This is a genomic window from Enterobacter sp. fkY84-1 (assembly GCF_052974705.1).
Window position 1 is genome coordinate 426592 of sequence record NZ_CP169393.1, and the last position, 22077, is coordinate 448668.

Consider the following 22077-nt stretch of genomic DNA (forward strand, 5'->3'; position numbering starts at 1 on the left):
TGCCTGAATAATTCGCCCTTGCATAACAAATATGGAGCATATACATGGCGTGGAATCAGCCCGGTAATAACGGACAGGACCGCGACCCGTGGGGAAGCAGCAATAATCAAGGCGGCAACTCTGGGGGAAATGGCAACAAAGGTGGTCGCGAGCAGGGGCCGCCGGATCTGGATGATATCTTCCGCAAGCTGAGCAAGAAGCTTGGTGGTCTTGGCGGAGGTAAAGGTTCTGGCTCAGGTGGAAATTCCACCCAGGGGCCGCGCCCGCAAATGGGTGGCCGCGTAGTCGGTATTGTTGCCGCTGCAGTGGTAATCATCTGGGCTGCTACCGGGTTCTACACCATTAAAGAAGCGGAACGCGGTGTCGTTACGCGTTTTGGCAAGTTCAGCCATCTGGTTGAGCCGGGCCTGAACTGGAAACCGACCTTCATTGACGACGTGACCGCGGTCAACGTGGAATCGGTCCGTGAACTGGCGGCGTCTGGTGTGATGCTGACGTCTGATGAAAACGTGGTGCGCGTTGAGATGAACGTGCAGTACCGCGTGACCGATCCTGAGCGTTATCTGTTTAGCGTGACCAGCGCTGATGACAGCCTGCGTCAGGCGACCGACAGCGCCCTGCGCGGGGTGATCGGTAAATACACCATGGACCGTATCCTGACCGAAGGTCGTACCGTTATCCGTAGCGATACCCAGCGTGAGCTGGAAGAGACCATTCGTCCATACAACATGGGGATTACCCTGCTGGACGTCAACTTCCAGGCCGCTCGTCCGCCGGAAGAGGTGAAAGCGGCCTTTGACGATGCGATTGCTGCACGTGAAAACGAACAGCAGTACATCCGTGAAGCAGAAGCCTACACCAACGAAGTTCAGCCACGTGCTAACGGTCAGGCGCAGCGTATTCTGGAAGAAGCGCGTGCGTATAAGACGCAGACCATCCTGGAAGCACAGGGTGAGGTCGCTCGCTTCGCGAAGATCCTGCCGGAATATAAAGCGGCGCCGGAAATTACCCGTGAGCGTCTCTATATTGAGACCATGGAAAAAGTGCTGAGCCACACCCGCAAAGTGTTGGTTAACGACAGTAAAGGCGGAAACCTGATGGTGCTGCCGCTGGATCAGATGCTGAAAGGCAGTTCTGCATCGGCAGCAAAAGACAACAGCGGTGCGAACAACCTGCTGCGTCTGCCACCTGCGTCATCCGGTAGCACAAGCGCAACAACCACGTCTTCTTCGAGCGATGGTGACATTATGGACCAACGCCGTGCTAACGCGCAGCGTAACGACTACCAGCGTCAGGGGGAATAAGGATGCGTAAGTCAGTTATTGCGATCATCGTCATCGTACTGGTCGTGCTTTATACCTCGATCTTTGTGGTGAAAGAGGGCGAGCGTGGGATCAAGTTCCAGTTCAGCAGCGTCGTGCGTGATGGCGACAAACGCCCGGTGATCTACGAGCCGGGTCTGCACTTCAAGGTGCCGTTCATTCAGTCAGTGAAAACGCTTGATGCGCGTATCCAGACCATGGATAACCAGGCCGACCGTTTCGTGACTAAAGAGAAGAAAGACCTGATCGTTGATTCCTATATCAAATGGCGCATCAGCGATTTCAGCCGTTACTTCCTGGCAACGGGCGGCGGTGACGTTTCTCAGGCAGAAGTGCTGCTGAAACGTAAGTTCTCTGACCGTCTGCGTTCTGAGATTGGTCGTCTGGATGTGAAAGACATCGTGACCGATTCCCGTGGCCGTCTGACCCTGGAAGTTCGCGATGCGCTGAACTCCGGCACAGCGGGCACGGAAGATGAAGTTTCAACGCCAGCAGCAGATGATGCGATTGCCAAAGCGGCTGAACGCGTTCAGGCTGAAACCAACGGTAAAGTGCCGGTGATCAACCCGAACAGTATGGCTGCGCTGGGTATCGAAGTGGTGGACGTGCGTATCAAGCAGATCAACCTGCCGGTGGAAGTGTCCGAGGCGATTTACAACCGTATGCGCGCTGAGCGTGAAGCGGTCGCCCGTCGTCACCGTTCACAGGGCCAGGAAGAGGCGGAGAAGCTGCGTGCTGCTGCGGACTACGAAGTGGCCAAAACGCTGGCGGAATCTGAGCGTCAGGGCCGTATCCTGCGTGGTGAAGGTGATGCCGAGGCGGCGAAGCTGTTTGCCGATGCCTTCAGTCAGGATCCTGACTTCTATGCCTTTATCCGTAGCCTGCGTGCTTACGAGAATAGCTTCCAGAGCAACCAGGATGTGATGGTGCTCAGCCCGGACAGCGATTTCTTCCGTTATATGAAGACGCCGACTAACGCAACGCGATAAACTCAGGCTCGTTTGAGTATTCAAACCACCGCTCCCCACGGAGCGGTGGTTTTCTTTTATAAGGAACAAAAATGAATTCAACGATCTGGCTCGCGCTGGCCCTGGTCCTGGTGCTGGAAGGTCTGGGACCGATGCTCTATCCACGCGCCTGGCGTCGAATGATCGCCACCATGAGCCAACTGCCGGATAATATTTTACGTCGTTTTGGCGGCGGTCTTGTGGTTGCGGGCATCGTGATCTACTACATGTTGAGGAAAACGATTGGCTGATCAAAAAGTGGTCGGATTTGGGATATTCTGAGGTCAAAAAGTGCTGTATATCTGAAAAAGCGATGGTAGAATCCATTTTTAAGCAAACGGTGATTTTGAAAAAAATGGGTAACAACGTCGTCGTACTGGGCACCCAATGGGGTGACGAAGGTAAAGGGAAGATTGTTGATCTTCTGACTGAACGGGCTAAATATGTTGTGCGCTACCAGGGCGGTCACAACGCAGGCCATACTCTCGTAATCAACGGTGAAAAAACCGTCCTCCATCTTATTCCATCAGGCATTCTTCGCGAAAACGTCACCAGCATCATCGGTAACGGCGTTGTGCTGTCTCCAGCTGCGCTGATGAAAGAGATGAAAGGTCTGGAAGACCGTGGTATCCCGGTTCGCGAGCGTCTGCTGCTCTCCGAAGCCTGCCCGCTGATCCTGGACTATCACGTGGCGCTGGACGTTGCGCGTGAAAAAGCACGCGGCGCGAAAGCGATCGGCACCACCGGTCGTGGTATCGGTCCGGCTTACGAAGATAAAGTTGCACGCCGCGGTCTGCGCGTGGGTGACCTCTTCGACAAAGCAACCTTCGCTGAAAAACTGAAAGAAGTGATGGAATATCACAACTTCCAGCTGGTGAACTTCTACAAAGCTGACGCTGTTGACTACCAGAAAGTGCTGGATGACGTCATGGCGATTGCAGACATTCTGACCGGTATGGTTGTGGATGTGTCCGATCTGCTGGACCAGGCGCGCAAGCGTGGCGATTTCGTCATGTTCGAAGGTGCGCAGGGTACGCTGCTGGACATCGACCACGGTACCTATCCGTACGTAACCTCTTCCAACACCACCGCGGGTGGCGTGGCGACCGGCTCTGGCCTGGGTCCACGTTATGTGGATTACGTTCTGGGCATCATCAAAGCGTATTCCACTCGCGTGGGTGCAGGTCCATTCCCGACCGAACTGTTTGATGAAACCGGCGAGTTCCTGTGCAAGCAGGGTAACGAGTTTGGCGCGACCACCGGTCGTCGTCGTCGTACCGGCTGGCTGGATGCGGTTGCCGTGCGTCGTGCAGTGCAGATCAACTCCCTGTCTGGCTTCTGCCTGACCAAGCTGGACGTGCTGGACGGCCTGAAAGAAGTGAAAATCTGCGTAGGCTACCGTATGCCTGATGGCCGCGAAGTGACCACCACGCCGCTGGCTGCTGACGACTGGGAAGGCATTGAGCCAATCTACGAAACCATGCCGGGCTGGTCTGAGACCACTTTCGGTGTGAAAGAGCGTAGCGGCCTGCCGCAGGCGGCGCTGGATTACATCAAGCGTATTGAAGAACTGACCGAAGTGCCGATCGATATTATTTCTACCGGCCCGGATCGTACTGAAACGATGATCCTGCGCGACCCGTTCGACGCATAATCTTCGTGACTGCTGGCCTGCGGGGAGACCCGTAGGCCGGATAAGCGTAGCGCCATCCGGCGACCGCTCCTGGATCTCCGCTTTTTCGCCCCGTCTGTCAAATAAATTAGCCGCTAACTATCTGGCTGGTTTATCATCATTAATGAATATCTCTGCGGTTTGTCCGCGATTTCCCTTTTTCCTGAGGTTGATGTGCAGTTAACAAGTTTCACCGATTACGGCTTACGCGCCCTGATCTACATGGCGTCGTTACCCGATGGGAAAATGACCAGTATCTCTGAAGTCACAGAGGTCTACGGCGTATCCCGTAATCATATGGTCAAAATAATCAATCAACTTAGTCGTGCCGGATACGTTGCTGCCGTCCGCGGGAAGAATGGTGGGATCCGTCTCGGTAAACCGGCACAGAATATTCGTGTTGGCGATGTGGTACGTGAACTGGAGCCGCTGTCTCTGGTGAACTGCAGCAGCGAGTTCTGCCACATCACGCCCGCTTGCCGCCTGAAAAAGGCGCTTTCTAAGGCCGTGCAAAGTTTTCTCAAGGAGCTGGATAACTACACGCTGGCCGATTTGGTTGAAGAGAATCAACCGCTTTATAAATTATTGCTGGTGGAATGAAGAAAATTTCCACCGGAGCTGACAACGGAGGAACCGACATGTCACACGATCCTTTCCAGGAACGCGAAGCCGAAAAATACGCGAATCCTATCCCCAGCCGCGAGTTCATCATTGAACACTTAACAAAACGCGAAAAACCCGCCAATCGTGAAGAACTTGCTGTTGAATTAAACATTGAAGGTGAAGAGCAAATTGAAGCCCTTCGCCGCCGCCTGCGCGCGATGGAGCGTGACGGGCAGCTGGTCTTTACCCGCCGCCAGTGCTACGCGCTGCCAGAACGCCTCGATCTGCTGAAAGGGACCGTCATTGGTCACCGCGATGGCTTCGGCTTCCTGCGCGTGGAAGGCCGTAAAGACGATCTGTATCTCTCATCTGAACAGATGAAAATGTGCATCCACGGTGACCAAATTCTGGCGCAGCCGCTGGGCGCTGACCGTAAAGGTCGCCGAGAAGCGCGCGTCGTGCGCGTCCTGGTGCCAAAAACCAGCCAGATTGTTGGCCGCTACTTTACCGACGCGGGCGTGGGCTTCGTGGTGCCGGACGACAGCCGTCTGAGCTTCGACATTCTGATCCCACCTGAAGAGGTGATGGGCGCCCGCATGGGCTTTGTGGTGGTGGTGGAACTCACCCAGCGCCCAACCCGTCGCACCAAAGCGGTAGGTAAAATCGTCGAAGTGCTGGGCGATAATATGGGCACCGGCATGGCCGTTGATATGGCGCTGCGCACCCACGAAATTCCATACATCTGGCCGAAAGCGGTTGAAGAGCAGATCGAAAGCCTGCGTGAAGAAGTGCCGGAAGAATCCAAAGTGGGCCGCGTGGATCTCCGCTCCCTGCCGCTGGTTACGATCGATGGTGAAGACGCCCGTGACTTCGATGACGCCGTCTACTGCGAGAAAAAACGCGGCGGCGGCTGGCGTCTGTGGGTAGCGATTGCAGACGTAAGCTACTACGTTCGTCCGCATACTCCGCTGGATAACGAAGCGCGCAGCCGCGGTACTTCGGTCTACTTCCCGTCGCAGGTTGTACCGATGCTGCCGGAAGTGCTGTCTAACGGCCTGTGTTCCCTGAACCCGCAGGTTGACCGCCTCTGTATGGTTTGCGAGATGACCATCTCCACCAAAGGGCGCTTAACTGGCTATAAATTCTACGAAGCGGTGATGAGCTCGCACGCGCGTCTGACCTACACCAAGGTCTGGCATATGCTGCAGGGCGACCAGGATCTTCGCGAACAGTACGCGCCGCTGGTCAAACACATCGAAGAGCTGCATAACCTCTACAAAACGCTGGATCAGGCGCGCGAAGAGCGCGGCGGGATCTCCTTTGAGAGCGAAGAGGCGAAATTTATCTTCAACGCCGAGCGTCGCATTGAGCGCATCGAGCAGACTCAGCGTAACGATGCGCACAAGCTGATTGAAGAGTGTATGATCCTGGCGAACATCTCGGCGGCACGCTTCGTTGAGAAAGCCAAAGAGCCTGCGCTGTTCCGTATTCACGATAAACCGTCGACGGAAGCCATCACCGCGTTCCGCTCCGTGCTGGCTGAACTGGGCCTGGAGCTGCCGGGCGGCAATAAGCCAGAGCCGCGCGATTACGCCGAGCTGCTGGAATCCATTAGCGATCGTCCTGATGCAGAAATGCTACAGACAATGCTGCTGCGCTCGATGAAGCAGGCGATTTACGATCCGGAAAACCGCGGTCACTTCGGCCTGGCGCTGCAGTCTTACGCCCACTTTACGTCGCCGATCCGTCGTTACCCTGACCTTTCGCTGCACCGTGCGATCAAGTATCTGCTGGCGCAGGAGCAGGGCCATAAAGGGAACACCACCGAAACCGGTGGCTACCACTATTCGATGGAAGAGATGCTGCAGCTGGGTCAGCACTGCTCCATGACCGAACGCCGTGCCGATGAAGCTACCCGCGACGTGGCGGACTGGCTGAAGTGTGACTTTATGCTGGACCAGGTCGGTAACGTCTTCAAAGGCGTGATTGCCAGCGTGACCGGCTTTGGCTTCTTCGTTCGTCTGGATGAGCTGTTTATCGACGGTCTGGTGCACGTCTCCAGCCTGGATAACGACTACTACCGCTTCGACCAGGTCGGTCAGCGTCTGATCGGCGAATCTGGCGGCCAGACCTATCGTCTGGGCGACCGTGTGGAAGTGAAGGTTGAGGCCGTGAATATGGACGACCGTAAAATCGACTTCAGCCTGATCTCCAGCGAGCGCGCACCGCGTAACGTCGGTAAAACCGAGCGCGAAAGAGCGAAAAAAGGCGGAAACGGCAAAACGAGCGGCAAGCGCCGTCAGGCCGGTAAGAAGGTGAACTTCGAGCCGGACAGCGCCTTCCGCGGCGAGAAGAAGCAGAAGCCGAAGGCGGCAAAGAAAGAAGCCCGTGCCGCGAAGAAACCTTCCGCGAAGACACAGAAAATAGCGGCCGCCACCAAAGCGAAGCGCGCGGCTAAGAAAAAGCAGGCGGAGTAAATTCTCCCCTCACCCTGACCCTCTCCCCAAGCGGGAGAGGGGAAATACTTATTACGAGAACCATCAATGAGTGAAATGATTTACGGCATCCACGCGGTGCAGGCCCTTCTCGAGCGCGCACCGGAGCGTTTTCAGGAAGTGTTTATTCTGAAAGGGCGTGAAGACAAACGTCTGATGCCGCTGATCCACGCCCTGGAAGCGCAGGGCGTGGTGATCCAGCTGGCTAACCGCCAGTTCCTGGATGAGAAAAGTGAAGGCGCGGTTCACCAGGGGATCATTGCCCGCGTGAAGCCGGGCCGTCAGTATCAGGAAAACGATCTGCCGGATCTGATCGCTGAGCTCGAGAATCCGTTCTTCCTGATCCTCGATGGCGTTACCGATCCGCACAACCTCGGCGCGTGTCTGCGTAGTGCGGATGCGGCGGGCGTGCATGCGGTGATCGTGCCGAAAGATCGCTCCGCGCAGCTGAACGCGACGGCGAAGAAAGTGGCCTGCGGCGCGGCGGAAAACGTTCCGCTGATCCGCGTGACCAACCTGGCGCGCACCATGCGTATGCTGCAGGAAGAGAACATCTGGATCGTCGGTACTGCCGGTGAAGCGGATCATACCCTGTATCAGAGCAAAATGACCGGCCGTCTGGCGCTGGTGATGGGGGCGGAAGGTGAAGGTATGCGTCGCCTGACGCGCGAGCACTGCGACGAGCTGATCAGCATCCCGATGGCGGGCAGCGTGTCCTCCCTGAACGTGTCTGTTGCGACGGGCATCTGCCTGTTTGAAGCGGTGCGTCAGCGCGGGTAGCCTGTTATGCCGGGTGGCGGCTTCGCCTTACCCGGCCTACAAAGGCACGGTACCGTAGGCCCGGTAAGCGTAGCGCCACCGGGCATTAACCTCATTCCTCCAGTGACCGCAGATGGTCATCCTTCCTCAGCGTCATCAGCGCGAAAATACTCATTACTGCCGTCGCCATCACGTAGTACGCCGGAATATCCAGATTGCCCGTCTGCTTAATCAGCCCGGTTATGATTAACCCTGCGCATCCCGAGAAAATCGCGTTCGATAACGAATAGGCCAGCCCCAGCCCCGTATAGCGCACGCGGGTCGGGAACATCTCAGAGAGCATCGCCGGGCCCGGCCCCGCCAGCATGCCCACCAGACCGCCCGCAATCAATACTACTATCGCTTTCACCGCCAGCGTGCTGGACTCCGCCTGCAGAAGTTTCAGCAGCGGCAGGGCGAGGATCAGCAGCAGCGCGGTGGCGATAATCATCACCGTGCGACGCCCGATCCGATCGCTCAGGATCCCCGACGGAATGATCGTCAGCGCAAACCCAACGTTCGAAATCACTGCGATCAACAGCGCCTGATTAAACCCGGTGTGCAGCGCCGACTGCAGATAGGTCGGCATAATGACCAGGTAGGTGTACCCCGCCGCAGACCAGACCATCACGCGGCCAATCCCCATCACGATGGCCCGGAGCGTGGCGGCAATGTCCGCCTGAGCGACGGCCGGTTTGTCCTGCTGCTGCACAAAGCTGGGTGTCTCCTCCATGCTGACGCGAAGCCACAGCGCAACAGCGCCCATGGGCAGCGCCAGGAAGAAAGGAATGCGCCAGCCCCAGTCGTGCAGGGCTTCAGGCGTGAGGAGTGCGGAGAGCAGCGCCACGATGCCGGCGCCCGCTAACAGCCCCAGCGCCACGGTAAAGGACTGCCAGGCACCATAGAGCCCGCGCTTGCCTCGCGGGGCGAACTCCGTCATCAGCGAGACTGCACCGCCGTACTCGCCGCCCGCGAACAGCCCCTGCAGGATCCGAAGCAGCGTAACGATCAGCGGTGCGGCAATCCCGATGCTGGCGTAGACCGGCACAATGCCGATGGCGGCGGTGGCCAGCGTCATCAGCACCAGCACAATAATAAGCGTCGGCTTACGGCCAATTCGGTCACCGATGCGGCCAAACACCACCGCGCCCAGCGGACGGAAGAAGAAGGCGATGGCAAATGAGGCGTAGGTGAGGATCAGGCTGGTAAGCCCCGCTTCCCCTTCAAGCTGAAAGAAGTTCTTCGCAATGACGGTCGCCAGAAAACCGTAGACCGCAAACTCATACCACTCGATAAAGTTACCAATGGAGCCGGCAATTAATGCTCGCTTGTGCGCATCCGGTTGCATAACTTTCCTCACTGAAAGGGGGAGAGAATAAATTATTCAACAAAAGCGAAGTCATGAAATAGTTTATTCTTATGTTCTGTGAGCTATTTCACGAATGATATCAGCGGGATCGTGAACGTGTGACTCCCCTCCCATGCAGCGTGTGCGCGGTCTGTCCATACTTATCGTCATTGCCACTGAAGGAGGGAGACAGTATGCACTGGCAGACTCATACCGTTTTCAATCAACCTGCACCACTCTCTAACAGCAACCTTTTCCTCTCGGACTGCGCGCTGCGTGACGCAGTCTCGCGTGAGGGTGCCGAGTGGGATATCGAACTGCTCGCCAGCATCGGGCAGCAGTTAGGCACCGCAGAGTCGCTGGAGCTGGGCAGGCTGGCGAACGTGAATCCGCCGGAGTTGCTTCGCTATGACGCCACCGGAGAGCGACTGGATGACGTTCGCTTTCACCCGGCATGGCACCTGCTTATGCAGGGGCTGTGTGCCAATCGGGTACATAACCTGGCATGGGAAGAGGAGGCGCGTAAAGGGGCTTTTGTCGCCCGGGCCGCACGCTTTGTGCTTCATGCTCAGGTTGAGGCAGGCACGCTTTGTCCCGTCACCATGACGTTTGCCGCGACACCGCTCCTGCAGCAGGCGCTCCCTAAACTATTTCACGACTGGCTGACGCCGCTGCTCAGCGATCGCTACGATCCTCATCTGGTGCCTGGCGCGCAAAAACGCGGCCTGCTGATCGGTATGGGGATGACGGAAAAACAGGGCGGCTCGGACGTGCTGAGCAACACCACCAAAGCGGAAAAATGCAGCGACGGCAGCTACCGGCTGGTGGGCCATAAATGGTTTTTCTCCGTCCCGCAAAGCGATGCGCATCTGGTGCTGGCACAGGCGAAGGGCGGGTTGTCCTGCTTTTTTGTGCCGCGCTTTTTACCTGACGGACAGCGCAACGCCGTCCGGCTGGAGCGCCTTAAGGACAAGCTCGGGAACCGCTCCAACGCCAGCAGCGAGGTAGAGTTTCTTGATGCCTCCGGCTGGCTGCTGGGGGAAGAGGGCGAAGGGGTACGGCAGATTCTCAAAATGGGCGGCCTGACGCGCTTTGACTGCGCGCTGGGCAGCCACGGACTGATGCGTCGTGCGCTGTCCGTGGCGCTGTACCACGCGCATCAGCGTCAGACCTTCGGCAAAAATCTTATCGATCAGCCGCTCATGCGTGAGGTGTTAAGTCGGATGGCGCTGGTGCTGGAGGGGCAAACGGCGCTGCTGTTTCGCCTGGCCCGGGCGTGGGATAAACGCGCGGATCCCCAGGAAGCGGCATGGGCGCGGCTGTTTACCCCGGCCGCGAAATTTAGCGTGTGCAAAGCGGGCATCCCGTTTGTGGCGGAAGCGATGGAGGTGCTGGGCGGAGTCGGGTACTGCGAGGAGAGCGAACTTCCCCGCCTGTATCGCGAGATGCCGGTGAACAGCATCTGGGAAGGGTCCGGCAACATCATGTGCCTGGACGTGCTGCGCGTGCTAGCGAAGCAGCCGGGTATTCACGATCTGCTTGCCGAGGAGTTTGCACAGGTAAAAGGGCAGGACAGACACTTCGACCGCAGCTGGCGACAGCTTCAGCAAAAACAGCGTAAACCGCAGGAGGCGCAGGGGCGGGAAATTGCGCAGCAGCTTTTCCTGCTGGGTGCCGGAAGCGAAATGCTGCGGCACGCATCGCCCCCGGTGGCGCAGGCGTGGTGCCGCATGATGCTGGATACCCGTGGCGGTACGCTGATGAGCGAGCAGGTGCAAAATGACCTGCTGCTACGTGCGACGGGCAGAGTCGGTTAGTCTTTTAGCTGGAACAGACTCACCAGTTGAGCCAGATGTGACCCTTTCTCGCGCAGCGTTTGAGCGGTTTGTTCGCTGCGTGAGATACGATCCGCATTAATATGCGACGCTTCGCCAATGTGGGTCATGGCGAGATTCACCTGGCCAATCCCTGCGGACTGCTCGCGTGAGGCATGGTTAATCTCGGTGACCAGCTGGCTGATGTTATCGATATGAATGATGATGTCATCCATCGCCAGGCGCGTCTGTTCAGACAGCGCATGGCCTTCGCTCACTTTCCTGAGCGTATCGCCAATCAGCTGTTCAATCTCCTTCACCGCGTTGGCGCTGCGTCCGGCCAGGGCGCGAACTTCCTGCGCAACCACCGCAAACCCTTTCCCATGCTCGCCCGCGCGGGCCGCTTCCACTGCCGCATTCAGCGCCAGGATATTGGTCTGGAAAGCGATGGACTCAATCACGCGCGTGATGTCTTCGATGCGTTTTGACGCCTCGCGAATGTCGTCCATGGTCGACACGGCATGAGTGACCGTCTCACCGCCCTGATGGACCGCGAGGGAGGTTTCACCCACCAGCTGCTGCGTTTGCTCCATGTTGGCGGCATTTTGCTGTACGGTGGCGGCCAGCTGCTCCATGCTGGCGGAGGTCTCTTCCACGCTGCTGGCCTGCTTGTTGATCTGCTCAGAAATCTCGCCGGTATCGGAAGCCAGCGCGTTAGTGCCCAAATGGATCTCGCCTGCGGCCTCGCGAACCTGAAGAACAATTTTTTGCAGGCCGCCGCCGATGCCGTTAATGGCATCGATCAGCTGGCCGACCTCGTCCTGACGCGTCACGGGCAGGCTGGAACGGAGATCCCCTGCAGCATATTGCCGGGCAAGATGGATCACATTGCTCAGCGGTCGGGTCAGCACACGGCGAATAAGGACCACGAACAGACCAGCAAACAGGATAGATAAGACCACGCCGGCCAGCAGGAAGCGATCGCGCATGGCGTTAACGCTTGAGAGCAGCACCGATTTATCCACTTCGCCCACGATAGTCCAGTTCCAGCCTGGCAACGGGGTATACGCCATTTTAAGCGTGCGGCCGTCGTCGCTTACGCGTTCCAGGGTGCCGGGCTTGTCACCCAGAAGCTGCTGCTGCGTCGCGTCGTCCCACTTCGGCAACTGCCCCTCTTCACCGGCATGGAACAGGTATTGCCCGCGCGTTTTGCCGTTGCTGCGATCCAGCACGAAGAAGTGACCGCTCTCGCCCAGGCGGCGGGTGAGGATTTTCTCGCGCATGACGTTCCAGGAGTGCGTAATGTCCACGCCAACAAAGACGATCGCAATGACCTGTCCTTCGGCGTTTTTAACCGGCTGATACTGGGTGATATAGCGTTTGCCAAACAGCAGCGCCAGTCCGCGGTAGACTTCCCCTCTGTTGACGGCGGCAAAGGCCGGGCTGGCGGTATCCAGCACGGTGCCCATCGCCCGCTCGCCATTCTCTTTGCGCAGGGAGGTGGCTACGCGAACAAAGTCATTACCGCTGCGTACAAACAGCGTCGAAATGGCTCCCGTACGGTTCAGGAACTCGTCAGACAGGGTGTTGTTTTGATGCAGTCCGGTGTCACCGCCTTTCAGAAGCGGGACGCTGAGTCCGTTAATCGTCTGAGCCTGGGAAGTATCAATATTCAGTGGCTGCGGTAAAAAGGTGGTAAACAGCCGGGTATAACTCTCAACCTCTTCACTCAGGCTGGTGTTAAACATCTGCACCATGTCGACCATGCCGGTGGACTGATTGTGCAGGTCTTCTACCGCAAGGGCTTCAAGCTGCTGGCTGGCTTTTTGACTGAGCAGAAAAGTGAAAAGCAGAAACAGCGTGGCGACACTGACGCCCGTAAGCAGCGACAGCTTCGCCCCCAGGCCTGCACGGCGAAAAACGTTGATCATAAATTGCTCATCATTGAATAGGTGTGGTTCTTCAACGGCAGAGCGGAGATTACGTTTACTGAATTAATGTAACAAAATGTTATTTTGCTGTTATTGATTGGTTTTTCATAAGATAAAAAATTTGCAAAAGCGAAAAGCCACTAAAAATAAGTGGCTTTTATCAGGAGGGAGTTTACACGTAGAGAATGGCCTGTACCCGCCAGTGGTCGATATGGTTATCTTCCTGCATCTGGATGATGCGATACCAGGAAGCACCCTGCTCATCGGCCTTTAATGCCACGACGCGTTCAACGTCTTGCGGGCTCCCCGAGATATTATTCACGGAGATCTGGCCAATTTCATTCAGGCCAGTTACACAGTCAGCACTGGCGAATTCTGCTGACTGCGCGGTGGTGCTCACCAGGCCTGCGGAGAGCAACAGAGAGGTCAAAGCAAGAGTTCGTTTCATCGTCAGCTCCATTTCACATATTTCCGGTATCCGCCGGGCAATCCTTCGCGAATAAACCCCCATTCCTTGTCGCTGGCATGGAGTTTATTGTGGACAGGAAAATGTCTATGGACGCAAAGCAGTGTAAATGTCGTTCAAAGGTAAACCATTATTTTCGGTACAAAATGGCCTGTGAATACCACTGCCCCGTTATGATGGTTTCGTCGATCATGATAATGACGTAATAATCTGCTTTGGCGGCGACGGCTTGTGCCTTTATTGCCTCTTCTGCGTCATCCGGCGAACCGCGAACCAGCGCGGAGACGGTGCCCATTCGTTGTAATCCTTCCGTCTGATTACGACGAATCTCCTGCGGATGATCGGCAACCGGGGGAGCGGGTTGCGGTGTTCCCTGCAGTGCGCTACAGCCGCTGAGCAGAAACACCAGCAATAAAGCAGCAAACCTGTGCATAACCATATCTCGTTTCCTGATAGCCATAGTGTAGTTGTCTGTGAATTTAGTTTTGGGGGAATGTTCCCGAAGTGTTAGCTGGGACGTAATTTTCGAATGAAAATAGCCTGAAACCGTAATCCAGTTCTCAACATTATGAATCATCCATTCGTGCAGGGTCGACAATGATTGAAATTGAAATACGCCATCTCGGCGACCATGAAATTTTACACGCTATGCCAGCGGGTAAACGTGATAAATCGCTGCCTGTTGTGGTTTTTTATCATGGATTTACCTCATCGAAGCTGGTTTACAGTTACTTTGCGGTCGCGCTGGCGCAGGCAGGTTTTCGCGTGGTGATGCCGGATGCGCCTGACCACGGCGCACGATTTATGGGTAATGAGCAGGCGCGCCTTGGGCAGTTCTGGCACATACTGCACGGGAGTCTGACCGAGTTTGCCAGATTGCGCGATGCGCTTTATGAGGCAGGGCTGGTGGCCGAGAATCGTCTGGCCGTGGCCGGGGCGTCGATGGGCGGTATGACAGCCCTGGGGATCATGACGCACCATCCAGAAGTGAGGTCGGTCGCCTGTCTGATGGGCTCGGGTTATTTTACCTCGCTGGCTAAGACCCTTTTTCCCCCTCAGGATTTAGCGGAAATCACCGCGAGGCTGGAAGAGTGGGAAGTAACCCGGGCATTGCCGCGCCTCGCAGATCGCCCGCTTTTGCTGTGGCACGGTGACGCGGATGATGTGGTGCCACCTGACGGTACCTTCCGCCTGCAGCAGGCGTTAAAGAAGGAAGGGCTGGACGGTAATCTGACCTGTTTGTGGGAATCAGGCGTTCGCCACCGCATTACGCCAGCGGCGCTGGACGCCACGGTAGCGTTTTTCCGCCAGCACCTTTAAACGCGCAGCACTTTTACTCCCTGATCTTCCAGCTTCTGGAGGATCTCGGGGTTAGCCCCTTTGCCGGTGATCACCAGGTCGATCTGTTCTGCGCGGCTGAACAGCATGCCTGCGCGTTCACCGACTTTACTGCTGTCGACCAGCACCACGAGTTTGCCTACCACGTTGAGCATGTTTTGTTCCGCCATCGCGGTCAGCATATCGGTTTTATACAAACCTTCAGCGGTCAGGCCTTTGCCGCTGGTAAACATCCAGTGTCCGGCGTAGAGACTGTTTTCGCTGTCCTGTGGGCTAAGCGTAATCGACTGACTTTTATTGTACTGACCACCCATGATCACCACGCTCTCATGCTCCTGATCGATGAGATAGTTGGCGAGCGGTAAGTAGTTCGTGATGATTTGCACCGGCTTGCCGCACATCTCGCGGCCCAGCAAAAACGCCGTAGAGCCGCAGTTGATAACGACGCTCTCACCGGGATTCACCAGCTGCGACGCGGCTCTGGCGATCCGTACTTTTTCATCGTGATTCTGCGCCTGATGAATGTTCATCGGCGTCCAGCGGGGGCGCTGCTGGCTAATGGCTTCCGCACCGTTGCGAACTTTTTTCAGCTTGCCGCTTTCATCCAGCTTGTTAATGTCTCGCCGCGCGGTGGCAGGGGAAATCCCTAAACGTTCGATCACTTTCTCGACGGTGATAAACCCTGTTTGCGCCAGGAGTTCCAGTAAAATTTGATGCCGTTGCGCTTCCGTCATGAGCTATTCCGATAAGAATTGATTTGAAAAGATGATATTTGAAATAGCGTGAAATTACTAAAATAAATATGAAATCGCCAGACACAAGTCTGGCGATGTGGCCTCGGAATCAGAGGAAGGACTTAAACGGCAGGTCAGGCTCAATGGTGAAGCAATCATCGAAACCACGCGGGTAGTGGTACTCAAGATTGTCTTTGTCCAGCGGCCAGGTGAACTTGCCGCCTACCTGCCAGATAAATGGCTTGAAGCCGTACTTCAGGCGGTCTTTTTTCATCTCCCACAACACGCGAATTTCCTGCGGATCGGCCTGGAAGTTTGACCAGATATCGTGGTGGAACGGAATAACGACTTTGGTGTTCAGCGCTTCCGCCATGCGCAGCATGTCGGCACTGGTCATTTTATCCGTAATACCGCGCGGGTTCTCGCCGTAGGAGCCCAGGGCCACGTCAATCTGATGCTCGTTACCGTGCTTAGCGTAGTAGTTGGAGTAGTGGGAGTCACCGCTGTGATACAGGGAGCCGCCCGGCGTTTTGAACAGGTAGTTCACCGCACGCTCGTCCATGCCGTCTGGCAGTACACCTGCCGCTTTTTGATCGGCCGGCAGCGTAATCAGAGCGGTACGGTCAAAGGCATCAAGAGCATGGATTTCAATGTCTTTGATTTTCACCACGTCGCCCGGTTTCATCACGATGCAGCGCTCTTTCGGCACACCCCAGCCAATCCAGAGATCCACGCAGGTCTGCGGCCCGATAAACGGCACATCGTCCGCGCAGTTTTGCATCACCGCTGCCGCCACGTTCACATCGATATGATCGTTGTGATCGTGAGTGGAGAGCACGGCGTCGATCTGGCGAATGGCAAACGGATCGAGCACAAACGGCGTGGTACGCAGGTTCGGCTGCAGTTTTTCCACGCCCGCCATGCGCTGCATCTGGTGGCCCTTTTTCATCAACGGGTTGCCGTGGCTCTGCTTGCCGGTGCCGCACCAGAAATCGACGCAGATATTGGCGCCGCCTTCTGATTTCAGCCAGATACCGGTGCAGCCCAGCCACCACATCGCAAAGGTACCAGGAGCAACCTGTTCCTGCTCGATCTCTTCATTCAGCCAGCTGCCCCATTCCGGGAAGGTGCTCAGAATCCATGACTCACGGGTGATGGTGTTCACTTTACTCATCGTTTTGACTCCTGGTTTAATCAAAAGTAATCACTTAGTGATTTGTTGTGATTAATGCTGTCACCATTTGATGCGCTTTGCAATGGTAAAAATGCGGATTTTTATCCGTTCAACTTCACAGATTCTCCGCCTCTTACTTGTTATAGTAGTACGCATAAATCATTAATTTGATGAATTATAAGGATTAATTTGCTTCCATAATGCGGTAGTGAAAATCATTATTAACCGCATGGAAATAAATTGCGTGATACGTCACAAATAATCAAATGCAATCTTGTGGTGATTATTTGTGATTAATAGAGTGATGACACCAACCGCACAGGGATTACCCCTCGTGTTCTCATTTCTGGAGAGAGTTATGGAGATCCTCTACAACGTCTTTACCGTGTTCTTTAATCAGGTAATGACCAACGCCCCGCTGCTGCTGGGTATCGTGACGTGTCTGGGCTATATCCTGCTGCGCAAAAGCGTCAGCGTGATTATTAAAGGCACCATCAAAACCATTATCGGTTTCATGCTGTTACAGGCGGGGTCTGGCATTCTGACCAGCACCTTTAAGCCGGTCGTCGCCAAAATGTCCGAAGTGTATGGCATCAACGGTGCGATTTCTGACACTTACGCGTCAATGATGGCGACCATCGAGCGCATGGGTGATGCCTATAGCTGGGTGGGGTATGCAGTGCTGCTCGCCCTGGCGCTGAACATCATCTACGTTCTCCTGCGCCGCATTACCGGCATTCGCACCATCATGCTCACCGGGCACATCATGTTCCAGCAGGCGGGGCTGATCGCGGTTTCTCTCTATATCTTCGGTTACCCAATGTGGACCACGATTATCTGCACCGCGGTGCTGGTCTCGCTCTACTGGGGTATCACCTCCAACATGATGTACAAGCCGACTCAGGAGGTGACGGACGGCTGCGGTTTCTCCATCGGCCATCAGCAGCAGTTTGCTTCCTGGATTGCCTATAAAGTTGCGCCGTACCTGGGCAAAAAAGAAGAGAGCGTTGAAGACCTCAAGCTGCCTGGCTGGCTGAATATCTTCCATGACAACATCGTGTCGACCGCAATTGTCATGACCATCTTCTTCGGTGCCATTCTGCTCTCCTTTGGTATTGACGTGGTGCAGGCGATGGCAGGCAAAACCCACTGGACGGTTTACATCCTGCAGACCGGTTTCTCCTTCGCGGTGGCGATCTTCATCATCACTCAGGGCGTACGTATGTTCGTTGCCGAACTGTCGGAAGCGTTCAACGGTATCTCCCAGCGCCTGATTCCTGGCGCGGTACTGGCCATCGACTGTGCCGCTATCTATAGCTTCGCGCCAAACGCGGTGGTCTGGGGCTTTATGTGGGGCACTATCGGCCAGCTGATTGCGGTGGGCATTCTGGTCGGCTGCGGCTCCTCAATCCTGATTATTCCAGGCTTTATCCCGATGTTCTTCTCCAACGCCACCATCGGCGTATTCGCTAACCACTTCGGCGGCTGGCGTGCGGCGCTCAAAATCTGCCTGGTTATGGGCATGGTGGAAATCTTCGGCTGCGTGTGGGCGGTCAAGCTCACCGGTATGAGCGCCTGGATGGGCATGGCGGACTGGTCAATTCTGGCACCGCCGATGATGCAGGGCTTTGCCTCCATCGGGCTGGTCTTTATGGCCATCATCATCCTGATTGCTCTGGCTTATATGTTCTTCGCTGGCCGTTCGCTGCGAGCAGAAGAAGACGCGGAAAAACAAACAGCAGAAGTCTCTGCTCATTAAGGAGTTTCGATTATGACCGTACGTATCCTGGCTGTGTGTGGTAATGGGCAAGGCAGCTCCATGATCATGAAGATGAAAGTGGACCAGTTTTTAACCCAGTCCAACATCGACCACACGGTGAACAGCTGCGCAGTGGGTGAATACAAAAGTGAGCTGAACGGCGCGGACATCATCATCGCCTCTACTCATATCGCCGGCGAAATCAGTGTGTCGGGTAATAAATACGTGGTGGGCGTGCGCAACATGCTGTCGCCTGCGGATTTCGGACCAAAACTGCTGGAAGTGATTAAAGAGCACTTTCCACAAGACGTGAAGTAAGGACGCCATATGAAACTACGTGATTCGCTGGCAGAGAATAACTCCATCCTTTTACAGGCTGAGGCCAGCACCTGGCAGGAAGCGGTAAAACTGAGCGTGGATCTGCTGGTTAAGGCTGACGTTGTCGAGCCGCGTTACTACCAGGCCATTCTGGATGGCGTGGCGCAACATGGCCCTTATTTTGTGATTGCGCCAGGCCTGGCGATGCCGCATGGCCGCCCGGAAGAGGGCGTCAAGAAAACCGGCTTCGCGCTGGTGACGCTGAAAACGCCGCTGGTGTTTAACCACGAAGATAACGACCCGGTCGACATCCTTATCACTATGGCGGCTGTCGATGCCAATACCCACCAGGAGGTGGGCATCATGCAGATCGTCAATCTGTTTGATGACGAAGCCAATTTTGACCGTTTACGCGCCTGCCACACCGCGCAGGACGTGCTGGATTTAATTGATAACGCCACTGCGGCGGCCGTTTAAGAGGAATTGAATATGTCATTACCCATGTTGCAAGTTGCGCTGGATAACCAAACGCTGTCTCACGCTTACGAAACCACCCGCCTGATTGCGGAAGAAGTGGACATCATTGAAGTGGGCACCATTCTGTGCGTGGGCGAAGGCGTTCGTGCGGTTCGTGACCTGAAAGCGCTCTATCCGCATAAAATCGTGCTGGCGGATGCCAAAATCGCCGACGCAGGCAAAATCCTCTCCCGCATGTGCTTCGAAGCCAACGCCGACTGGGTCACCGTGATCTGCTGTGCGGATATCAACACCGCCAAAGGCGCGCTGGACGTGGCAAAAGAGTTTAATGGCGACGTGCAGATTGAGCTGACCGGCTTCTGGACCTGGGAGCAGGCGCAAGAATGGCGTGACGCAGGCATTCAGCAGGTGGTGTATCACCGCAGCCGTGATGCGCAGGCCGCAGGTGTGGCGTGGGGCGAGGCGGATATCAGCGCCATCAAACGTCTGGCCGATATGGGCTTCAAAGTGACCGTCACTGGCGGTCTGGCGCTGGAAGATCTGCCGCTGTTCAAGGGCATTCCGATTCACGTCTTTATTGCCGGTCGCAGCATTCGTGATGCGGCGTCCCCGGTGGAAGCGGCGCGTCAGTTCAAACGCTCAATCGCTCAGCTTTGGGGCTAAGGAGCGGGTATGTTGTCAAAACAGGTCCCGCTTGGCATCTATGAAAAGGCACTCCCTGCGGGGGAGTGCTGGCTGGAGCGGTTACAGCTCGCAAAACAGCTGGGCTTCGATTTTGTCGAAATGTCGGTGGATGAGACGGACGAGCGTCTTGCTCGCCTCGACTGGAGCCGCGAACAGCGCCTGGCACTGGTAAGCGCCATCGCGGAAACGGGCGTGCGCGTGCCGTCCATGTGCCTGAGCGCTCATCGTCGTTTTCCGCTCGGCAGCGAAGATGATGCCGCGCGCGCGCAGGGGCTGGAGATCATGCGTAAAGCCATCCGCTTTGCGCAGGACGTGGGTATCCGCGTGATCCAGCTGGCGGGTTATGACGTTTACTATCAGGAAGCCAACAATGAAACGCGCCGTCGTTTCCGTGATGGTCTGAAAGAGAGCGTTGAGATGGCCAGCCGTGCGCAGGTGACGCTGGCAATGGAGATCATGGATTACCCGCTGATGAACTCCATCAGTAAGGCGCTGGGCTACGCGCACTATCTGAACAACCCGTGGTTCCAGCTTTATCCCGATATCGGCAACCTGTCGGCATGGGATAACGACGTGCAGATGGAGCTGCAGGCAGGCATAGGGCATATCGTGGCGGTGCACGTCAAAGATACCCGTCCAGGCGTGTTTAAAAACGTACCGTTCGGCACCGGGGTGGTGAATTTCGAACGGTGCTTCGAGACGCTCAAGCAGACAGGCTATTGCGGGCCTTACCTGATTGAGATGTGGAGCGAAACGTCGGACAACCCTGCTGCGGAAGTAGCAAAGGCGCGGGACTGGGTGCGCGAGCGTATGGCGCGCGCGGGATTACTGGAGGCTGAACATGCTTAAGCTTAAACAGCAGGTCTTTGAAGCCAACATGGATCTGCCCCGCTATGGCCTGGTCACCTTCACCTGGGGTAACGTCAGCGCTATCGATCGCGAGCAGGGGCTGATCGTGATTAAGCCGAGCGGTGTGGCGTATGACACCATGAACGCTGACGATATGGTGGTGGTCGATCTTGAAGGAAACGTCGTTGACGGTAAATGGCGTCCTTCTTCGGACACGGCGACCCATCTGGCGCTGTATCGGCGTTATCCGTCCCTTGGCGGTGTGGTGCATACTCACTCCACGCACGCGACCGCCTGGGCACAGGCGGGGCTGGCGATTCCGGCGCTGGGCACGACACATGCGGACTACTTCTTTGGCGACATCCCCTGCACGCGCGCATTAACGCAGGATGAAGTGGAAGGAGAGTACGAGCTCAACACCGGAAAGGTGATTATCGACACGCTGGGAGAATGCGAGCCGCTGCATACGCCGGGGATTGTGGTGTATCAGCACGGCCCGTTCGCCTGGGGAAAAGATGCCCACGACGCCGTTCATAATGCGGTCGTCATGGAGGAAGTGGCACGTATGGCGTGGATTGCCCGCGGCATTAACCCACAGCTTCAGGGCATTGATGATTACCTGATGAACAAGCATTTCATGCGCAAGCATGGCCCGAATGCCTATTACGGGCAGAAGTGAATAAGTGCTCTGGAATACCGAAAAACAGTTGTAACCGGTGGTATTCCGGAGCCATTCACAAAAAAAGCCCCCGGGCAGGGGGCAACGTCAACTATGGCTATGTTCTCGTTGTTGGCTTTCCTGGTGCTAGCGTTAAGGCGTTATCGGTAAATATCTGCACTGGCGTGCATATTGCCGTTGCTGCCGGGCTCACGGATTAACATCACGTGGTAATAGGTTGCGCCCTGGGCGTCGGTCTCTTCATTTAGTGCCTGATCTGCTTCGCTTTCGGTGGCGAAATTATGATTAATATAGATTACGCCTAAGCTATGCACATCATCCATGTTTCTGGCCTGTCGGCTGTCTATCTTGATGGCTGCCATCGCGTTTGCACTGAGCAAAAGCGCCGCCATTATGGCTAATGCGATTTTTTTCATGATATGCGCTCCACGACTGCGTGCTGTGAGAGGGGGATGCTCCTTCTTCTGTTTCGGTTATCTCTGATTAAAGTGTAATCACTCCTCCGGCGGGGATGCGTGACCATTTCTGATGCAGTTGTTCAAAAAAACACCGCTTACGGATGTGAGTAATTTTAAATCACCCACTTAGACCCGCTTCGCGCTTTGTGCG

At 55.9% G+C, this 22077-nt stretch carries 22 protein-coding genes; 15 read left to right on the plus strand and 7 right to left on the minus strand.

All coding sequences use genetic code 11. The features are described 5' to 3' along the window. Positions 1 to 44 precede the first annotated feature (44 nt). From hflK to rlmB, 7 genes are all read left to right on the plus strand, one after another. A complete protein-coding gene (gene hflK / locus ACEPLT_RS01990; protein WP_032675814.1) occupies positions 45 to 1304 on the plus strand; it encodes an FtsH protease activity modulator HflK in 1260 nt (419 codons plus the stop codon). Between the two features lie 2 nt (positions 1305 to 1306). Further along, positions 1307 to 2311 (plus strand): protease modulator HflC, encoded by a 1005-nt coding sequence (gene hflC / locus ACEPLT_RS01995; protein ID WP_008502916.1) that lies wholly within the window; start codon positions 1307 to 1309, stop codon positions 2309 to 2311. Positions 2312 to 2382: 71 nt separating this feature from the next. Then, positions 2383 to 2580, plus strand: coding sequence for a DUF2065 domain-containing protein (locus ACEPLT_RS02000; protein WP_003855996.1), 198 nt, complete (start codon positions 2383 to 2385; stop codon positions 2578 to 2580). 104 nt (positions 2581 to 2684) lie between these two features. Then, a complete protein-coding gene (locus tag ACEPLT_RS02005) occupies positions 2685 to 3983 on the plus strand; it encodes an adenylosuccinate synthase (RefSeq protein ID WP_006178975.1) in 1299 nt (432 codons plus the stop codon). Between the two features lie 192 nt (positions 3984 to 4175). Continuing rightward, positions 4176 to 4601, plus strand: coding sequence for a nitric oxide-sensing transcriptional repressor NsrR (nsrR, locus tag ACEPLT_RS02010; protein WP_063418739.1), 426 nt, complete (start codon positions 4176 to 4178; stop codon positions 4599 to 4601). 38 nt (positions 4602 to 4639) lie between these two features. Continuing rightward, entirely contained in the window at positions 4640 to 7081 is a 2442-nt protein-coding gene (gene rnr, locus ACEPLT_RS02015; protein ID WP_023293452.1) for a ribonuclease R, read from the plus strand. Positions 7082 to 7147: 66 nt separating this feature from the next. Beyond that, complete coding sequence (gene rlmB, locus ACEPLT_RS02020; protein ID WP_008502911.1) at positions 7148 to 7879, plus strand: 23S rRNA (guanosine(2251)-2'-O)-methyltransferase RlmB; 732 nt, start codon at positions 7148 to 7150, stop codon at positions 7877 to 7879. A gap of 91 nt (positions 7880 to 7970) precedes the next feature. Here rlmB and ACEPLT_RS02025 read toward each other — a convergent pair whose 3' ends face one another. Then, positions 7971 to 9245 carry an MFS transporter gene (locus tag ACEPLT_RS02025; protein WP_008502910.1) on the minus strand — a complete coding sequence of 425 codons (1275 nt, stop codon included), beginning with the start codon at positions 9243 to 9245 and terminating at the stop codon, positions 7971 to 7973. A gap of 194 nt (positions 9246 to 9439) precedes the next feature. On the opposite strand from ACEPLT_RS02025, the gene ACEPLT_RS02030 reads away from it, so the two are divergent. Then, the gene (locus tag ACEPLT_RS02030) at positions 9440 to 11062 is read left to right on the plus strand and encodes an isovaleryl-CoA dehydrogenase (protein ID WP_232928603.1); all 1623 of its coding nucleotides are present in this window, start codon (positions 9440 to 9442) and stop codon (positions 11060 to 11062) included. On the opposite strand, the gene ACEPLT_RS02035 is transcribed toward ACEPLT_RS02030, so the two are convergent. The 3 genes from ACEPLT_RS02035 to bsmA form a co-directional block, all read right to left on the minus strand. Next, entirely contained in the window at positions 11059 to 12990 is a 1932-nt protein-coding gene (locus ACEPLT_RS02035; protein ID WP_023326553.1) for a methyl-accepting chemotaxis protein, read from the minus strand. The genes ACEPLT_RS02030 and ACEPLT_RS02035 overlap by 4 nt on opposite strands. Before the next feature lie 172 nt (positions 12991 to 13162). Further along, positions 13163 to 13450, minus strand: a complete 288-nt coding sequence (yjfN, locus tag ACEPLT_RS02040; protein ID WP_021240708.1) for a DUF1471 family protease activator YjfN — start codon at positions 13448 to 13450, stop codon at positions 13163 to 13165. A gap of 136 nt (positions 13451 to 13586) precedes the next feature. Then, on the minus strand, positions 13587 to 13916 hold the full coding sequence (bsmA, locus tag ACEPLT_RS02045) for a biofilm peroxide resistance protein BsmA (RefSeq protein WP_023616161.1): 330 nt from the start codon (positions 13914 to 13916) through the stop codon (positions 13587 to 13589). A 137-nt stretch (positions 13917 to 14053) separates the two neighbouring features. On the opposite strand from bsmA, the gene yjfP reads away from it, so the two are divergent. Then, positions 14054 to 14776 (plus strand): esterase, encoded by a 723-nt coding sequence (gene yjfP, locus ACEPLT_RS02050; protein WP_232928601.1) that lies wholly within the window; start codon positions 14054 to 14056, stop codon positions 14774 to 14776. Here yjfP and ulaR read toward each other — a convergent pair. After that, the gene (gene ulaR, locus ACEPLT_RS02055) at positions 14773 to 15528 is read right to left on the minus strand and encodes an HTH-type transcriptional regulator UlaR (RefSeq protein ID WP_008502904.1); all 756 of its coding nucleotides are present in this window, start codon (positions 15526 to 15528) and stop codon (positions 14773 to 14775) included. The genes yjfP and ulaR overlap by 4 nt on opposite strands. Before the next feature lie 109 nt (positions 15529 to 15637). Continuing rightward, positions 15638 to 16702 carry an L-ascorbate 6-phosphate lactonase gene (gene ulaG, locus ACEPLT_RS02060; protein WP_010427455.1) on the minus strand — a complete coding sequence of 355 codons (1065 nt, stop codon included), beginning with the start codon at positions 16700 to 16702 and terminating at the stop codon, positions 15638 to 15640. A 358-nt stretch (positions 16703 to 17060) separates the two neighbouring features. On the opposite strand from ulaG, the gene ulaA reads away from it, so the two are divergent. The 6 genes from ulaA to ACEPLT_RS02090 are packed head-to-tail and all read left to right on the plus strand — an operon-like array spanning position 17061 to position 21468. Beyond that, on the plus strand, positions 17061 to 18461 hold the full coding sequence (gene ulaA / locus ACEPLT_RS02065; RefSeq protein ID WP_032675818.1) for a PTS ascorbate transporter subunit IIC: 1401 nt from the start codon (positions 17061 to 17063) through the stop codon (positions 18459 to 18461). A gap of 12 nt (positions 18462 to 18473) precedes the next feature. Next, entirely contained in the window at positions 18474 to 18779 is a 306-nt protein-coding gene (gene ulaB / locus ACEPLT_RS02070) for a PTS ascorbate transporter subunit IIB (RefSeq protein WP_003856022.1), read from the plus strand. Between the two features lie 9 nt (positions 18780 to 18788). After that, entirely contained in the window at positions 18789 to 19256 is a 468-nt protein-coding gene (ulaC, locus tag ACEPLT_RS02075; RefSeq protein ID WP_032675819.1) for a PTS ascorbate transporter subunit IIA, read from the plus strand. Between the two features lie 12 nt (positions 19257 to 19268). Continuing rightward, positions 19269 to 19919, plus strand: coding sequence for a 3-keto-L-gulonate-6-phosphate decarboxylase UlaD (ulaD, locus tag ACEPLT_RS02080; protein ID WP_008502901.1), 651 nt, complete (start codon positions 19269 to 19271; stop codon positions 19917 to 19919). A gap of 9 nt (positions 19920 to 19928) precedes the next feature. Continuing rightward, positions 19929 to 20789, plus strand: coding sequence for an L-ribulose-5-phosphate 3-epimerase (locus tag ACEPLT_RS02085; protein WP_063616754.1), 861 nt, complete (start codon positions 19929 to 19931; stop codon positions 20787 to 20789). Further along, a complete protein-coding gene (locus ACEPLT_RS02090) occupies positions 20782 to 21468 on the plus strand; it encodes an L-ribulose-5-phosphate 4-epimerase (protein WP_045335503.1) in 687 nt (228 codons plus the stop codon). The genes ACEPLT_RS02085 and ACEPLT_RS02090 overlap by 8 nt, the downstream gene beginning before the upstream one ends. A 140-nt stretch (positions 21469 to 21608) precedes the next feature. Here the strand turns inward: ACEPLT_RS02090 and yjfY are convergent, their stop codons facing one another. After that, positions 21609 to 21884, minus strand: a complete 276-nt coding sequence (gene yjfY / locus ACEPLT_RS02095; protein WP_008502898.1) for a DUF1471 family protein YjfY — start codon at positions 21882 to 21884, stop codon at positions 21609 to 21611. Positions 21885 to 22077 lie beyond the last annotated feature (193 nt).

Coding starts and splice junctions, on each gene's coding strand:
- rnr (WP_023293452.1), top strand. CDS start 4,640: ATGTCACACGATCCTTTCCAGGAACGCGAAGCCGAAAAATACGCGAAT.
- ulaD (WP_008502901.1), top strand. CDS start 19,269: ATGTCATTACCCATGTTGCAAGTTGCGCTGGATAACCAAACGCTGTCT.
- hflC (WP_008502916.1), top strand. CDS start 1,307: ATGCGTAAGTCAGTTATTGCGATCATCGTCATCGTACTGGTCGTGCTT.
- ACEPLT_RS02035 (WP_023326553.1), bottom strand. CDS start 12,990: ATGATCAACGTTTTTCGCCGTGCAGGCCTGGGGGCGAAGCTGTCGCTG.
- ACEPLT_RS02005 (WP_006178975.1), top strand. CDS start 2,685: ATGGGTAACAACGTCGTCGTACTGGGCACCCAATGGGGTGACGAAGGT.
- ACEPLT_RS02030 (WP_232928603.1), top strand. CDS start 9,440: ATGCACTGGCAGACTCATACCGTTTTCAATCAACCTGCACCACTCTCT.
- ACEPLT_RS02000 (WP_003855996.1), top strand. CDS start 2,383: ATGAATTCAACGATCTGGCTCGCGCTGGCCCTGGTCCTGGTGCTGGAA.
- ACEPLT_RS02085 (WP_063616754.1), top strand. CDS start 19,929: ATGTTGTCAAAACAGGTCCCGCTTGGCATCTATGAAAAGGCACTCCCT.
- ulaR (WP_008502904.1), bottom strand. CDS start 15,528: ATGACGGAAGCGCAACGGCATCAAATTTTACTGGAACTCCTGGCGCAA.
- ulaB (WP_003856022.1), top strand. CDS start 18,474: ATGACCGTACGTATCCTGGCTGTGTGTGGTAATGGGCAAGGCAGCTCC.
- yjfY (WP_008502898.1), bottom strand. CDS start 21,884: ATGAAAAAAATCGCATTAGCCATAATGGCGGCGCTTTTGCTCAGTGCA.
- yjfN (WP_021240708.1), bottom strand. CDS start 13,450: ATGGAGCTGACGATGAAACGAACTCTTGCTTTGACCTCTCTGTTGCTC.
- bsmA (WP_023616161.1), bottom strand. CDS start 13,916: ATGGCTATCAGGAAACGAGATATGGTTATGCACAGGTTTGCTGCTTTA.
- hflK (WP_032675814.1), top strand. CDS start 45: ATGGCGTGGAATCAGCCCGGTAATAACGGACAGGACCGCGACCCGTGG.
- yjfP (WP_232928601.1), top strand. CDS start 14,054: ATGATTGAAATTGAAATACGCCATCTCGGCGACCATGAAATTTTACAC.
- ACEPLT_RS02090 (WP_045335503.1), top strand. CDS start 20,782: ATGCTTAAGCTTAAACAGCAGGTCTTTGAAGCCAACATGGATCTGCCC.
- ACEPLT_RS02025 (WP_008502910.1), bottom strand. CDS start 9,245: ATGCAACCGGATGCGCACAAGCGAGCATTAATTGCCGGCTCCATTGGT.
- ulaC (WP_032675819.1), top strand. CDS start 18,789: ATGAAACTACGTGATTCGCTGGCAGAGAATAACTCCATCCTTTTACAG.
- ulaG (WP_010427455.1), bottom strand. CDS start 16,702: ATGAGTAAAGTGAACACCATCACCCGTGAGTCATGGATTCTGAGCACC.
- ulaA (WP_032675818.1), top strand. CDS start 17,061: ATGGAGATCCTCTACAACGTCTTTACCGTGTTCTTTAATCAGGTAATG.
- rlmB (WP_008502911.1), top strand. CDS start 7,148: ATGAGTGAAATGATTTACGGCATCCACGCGGTGCAGGCCCTTCTCGAG.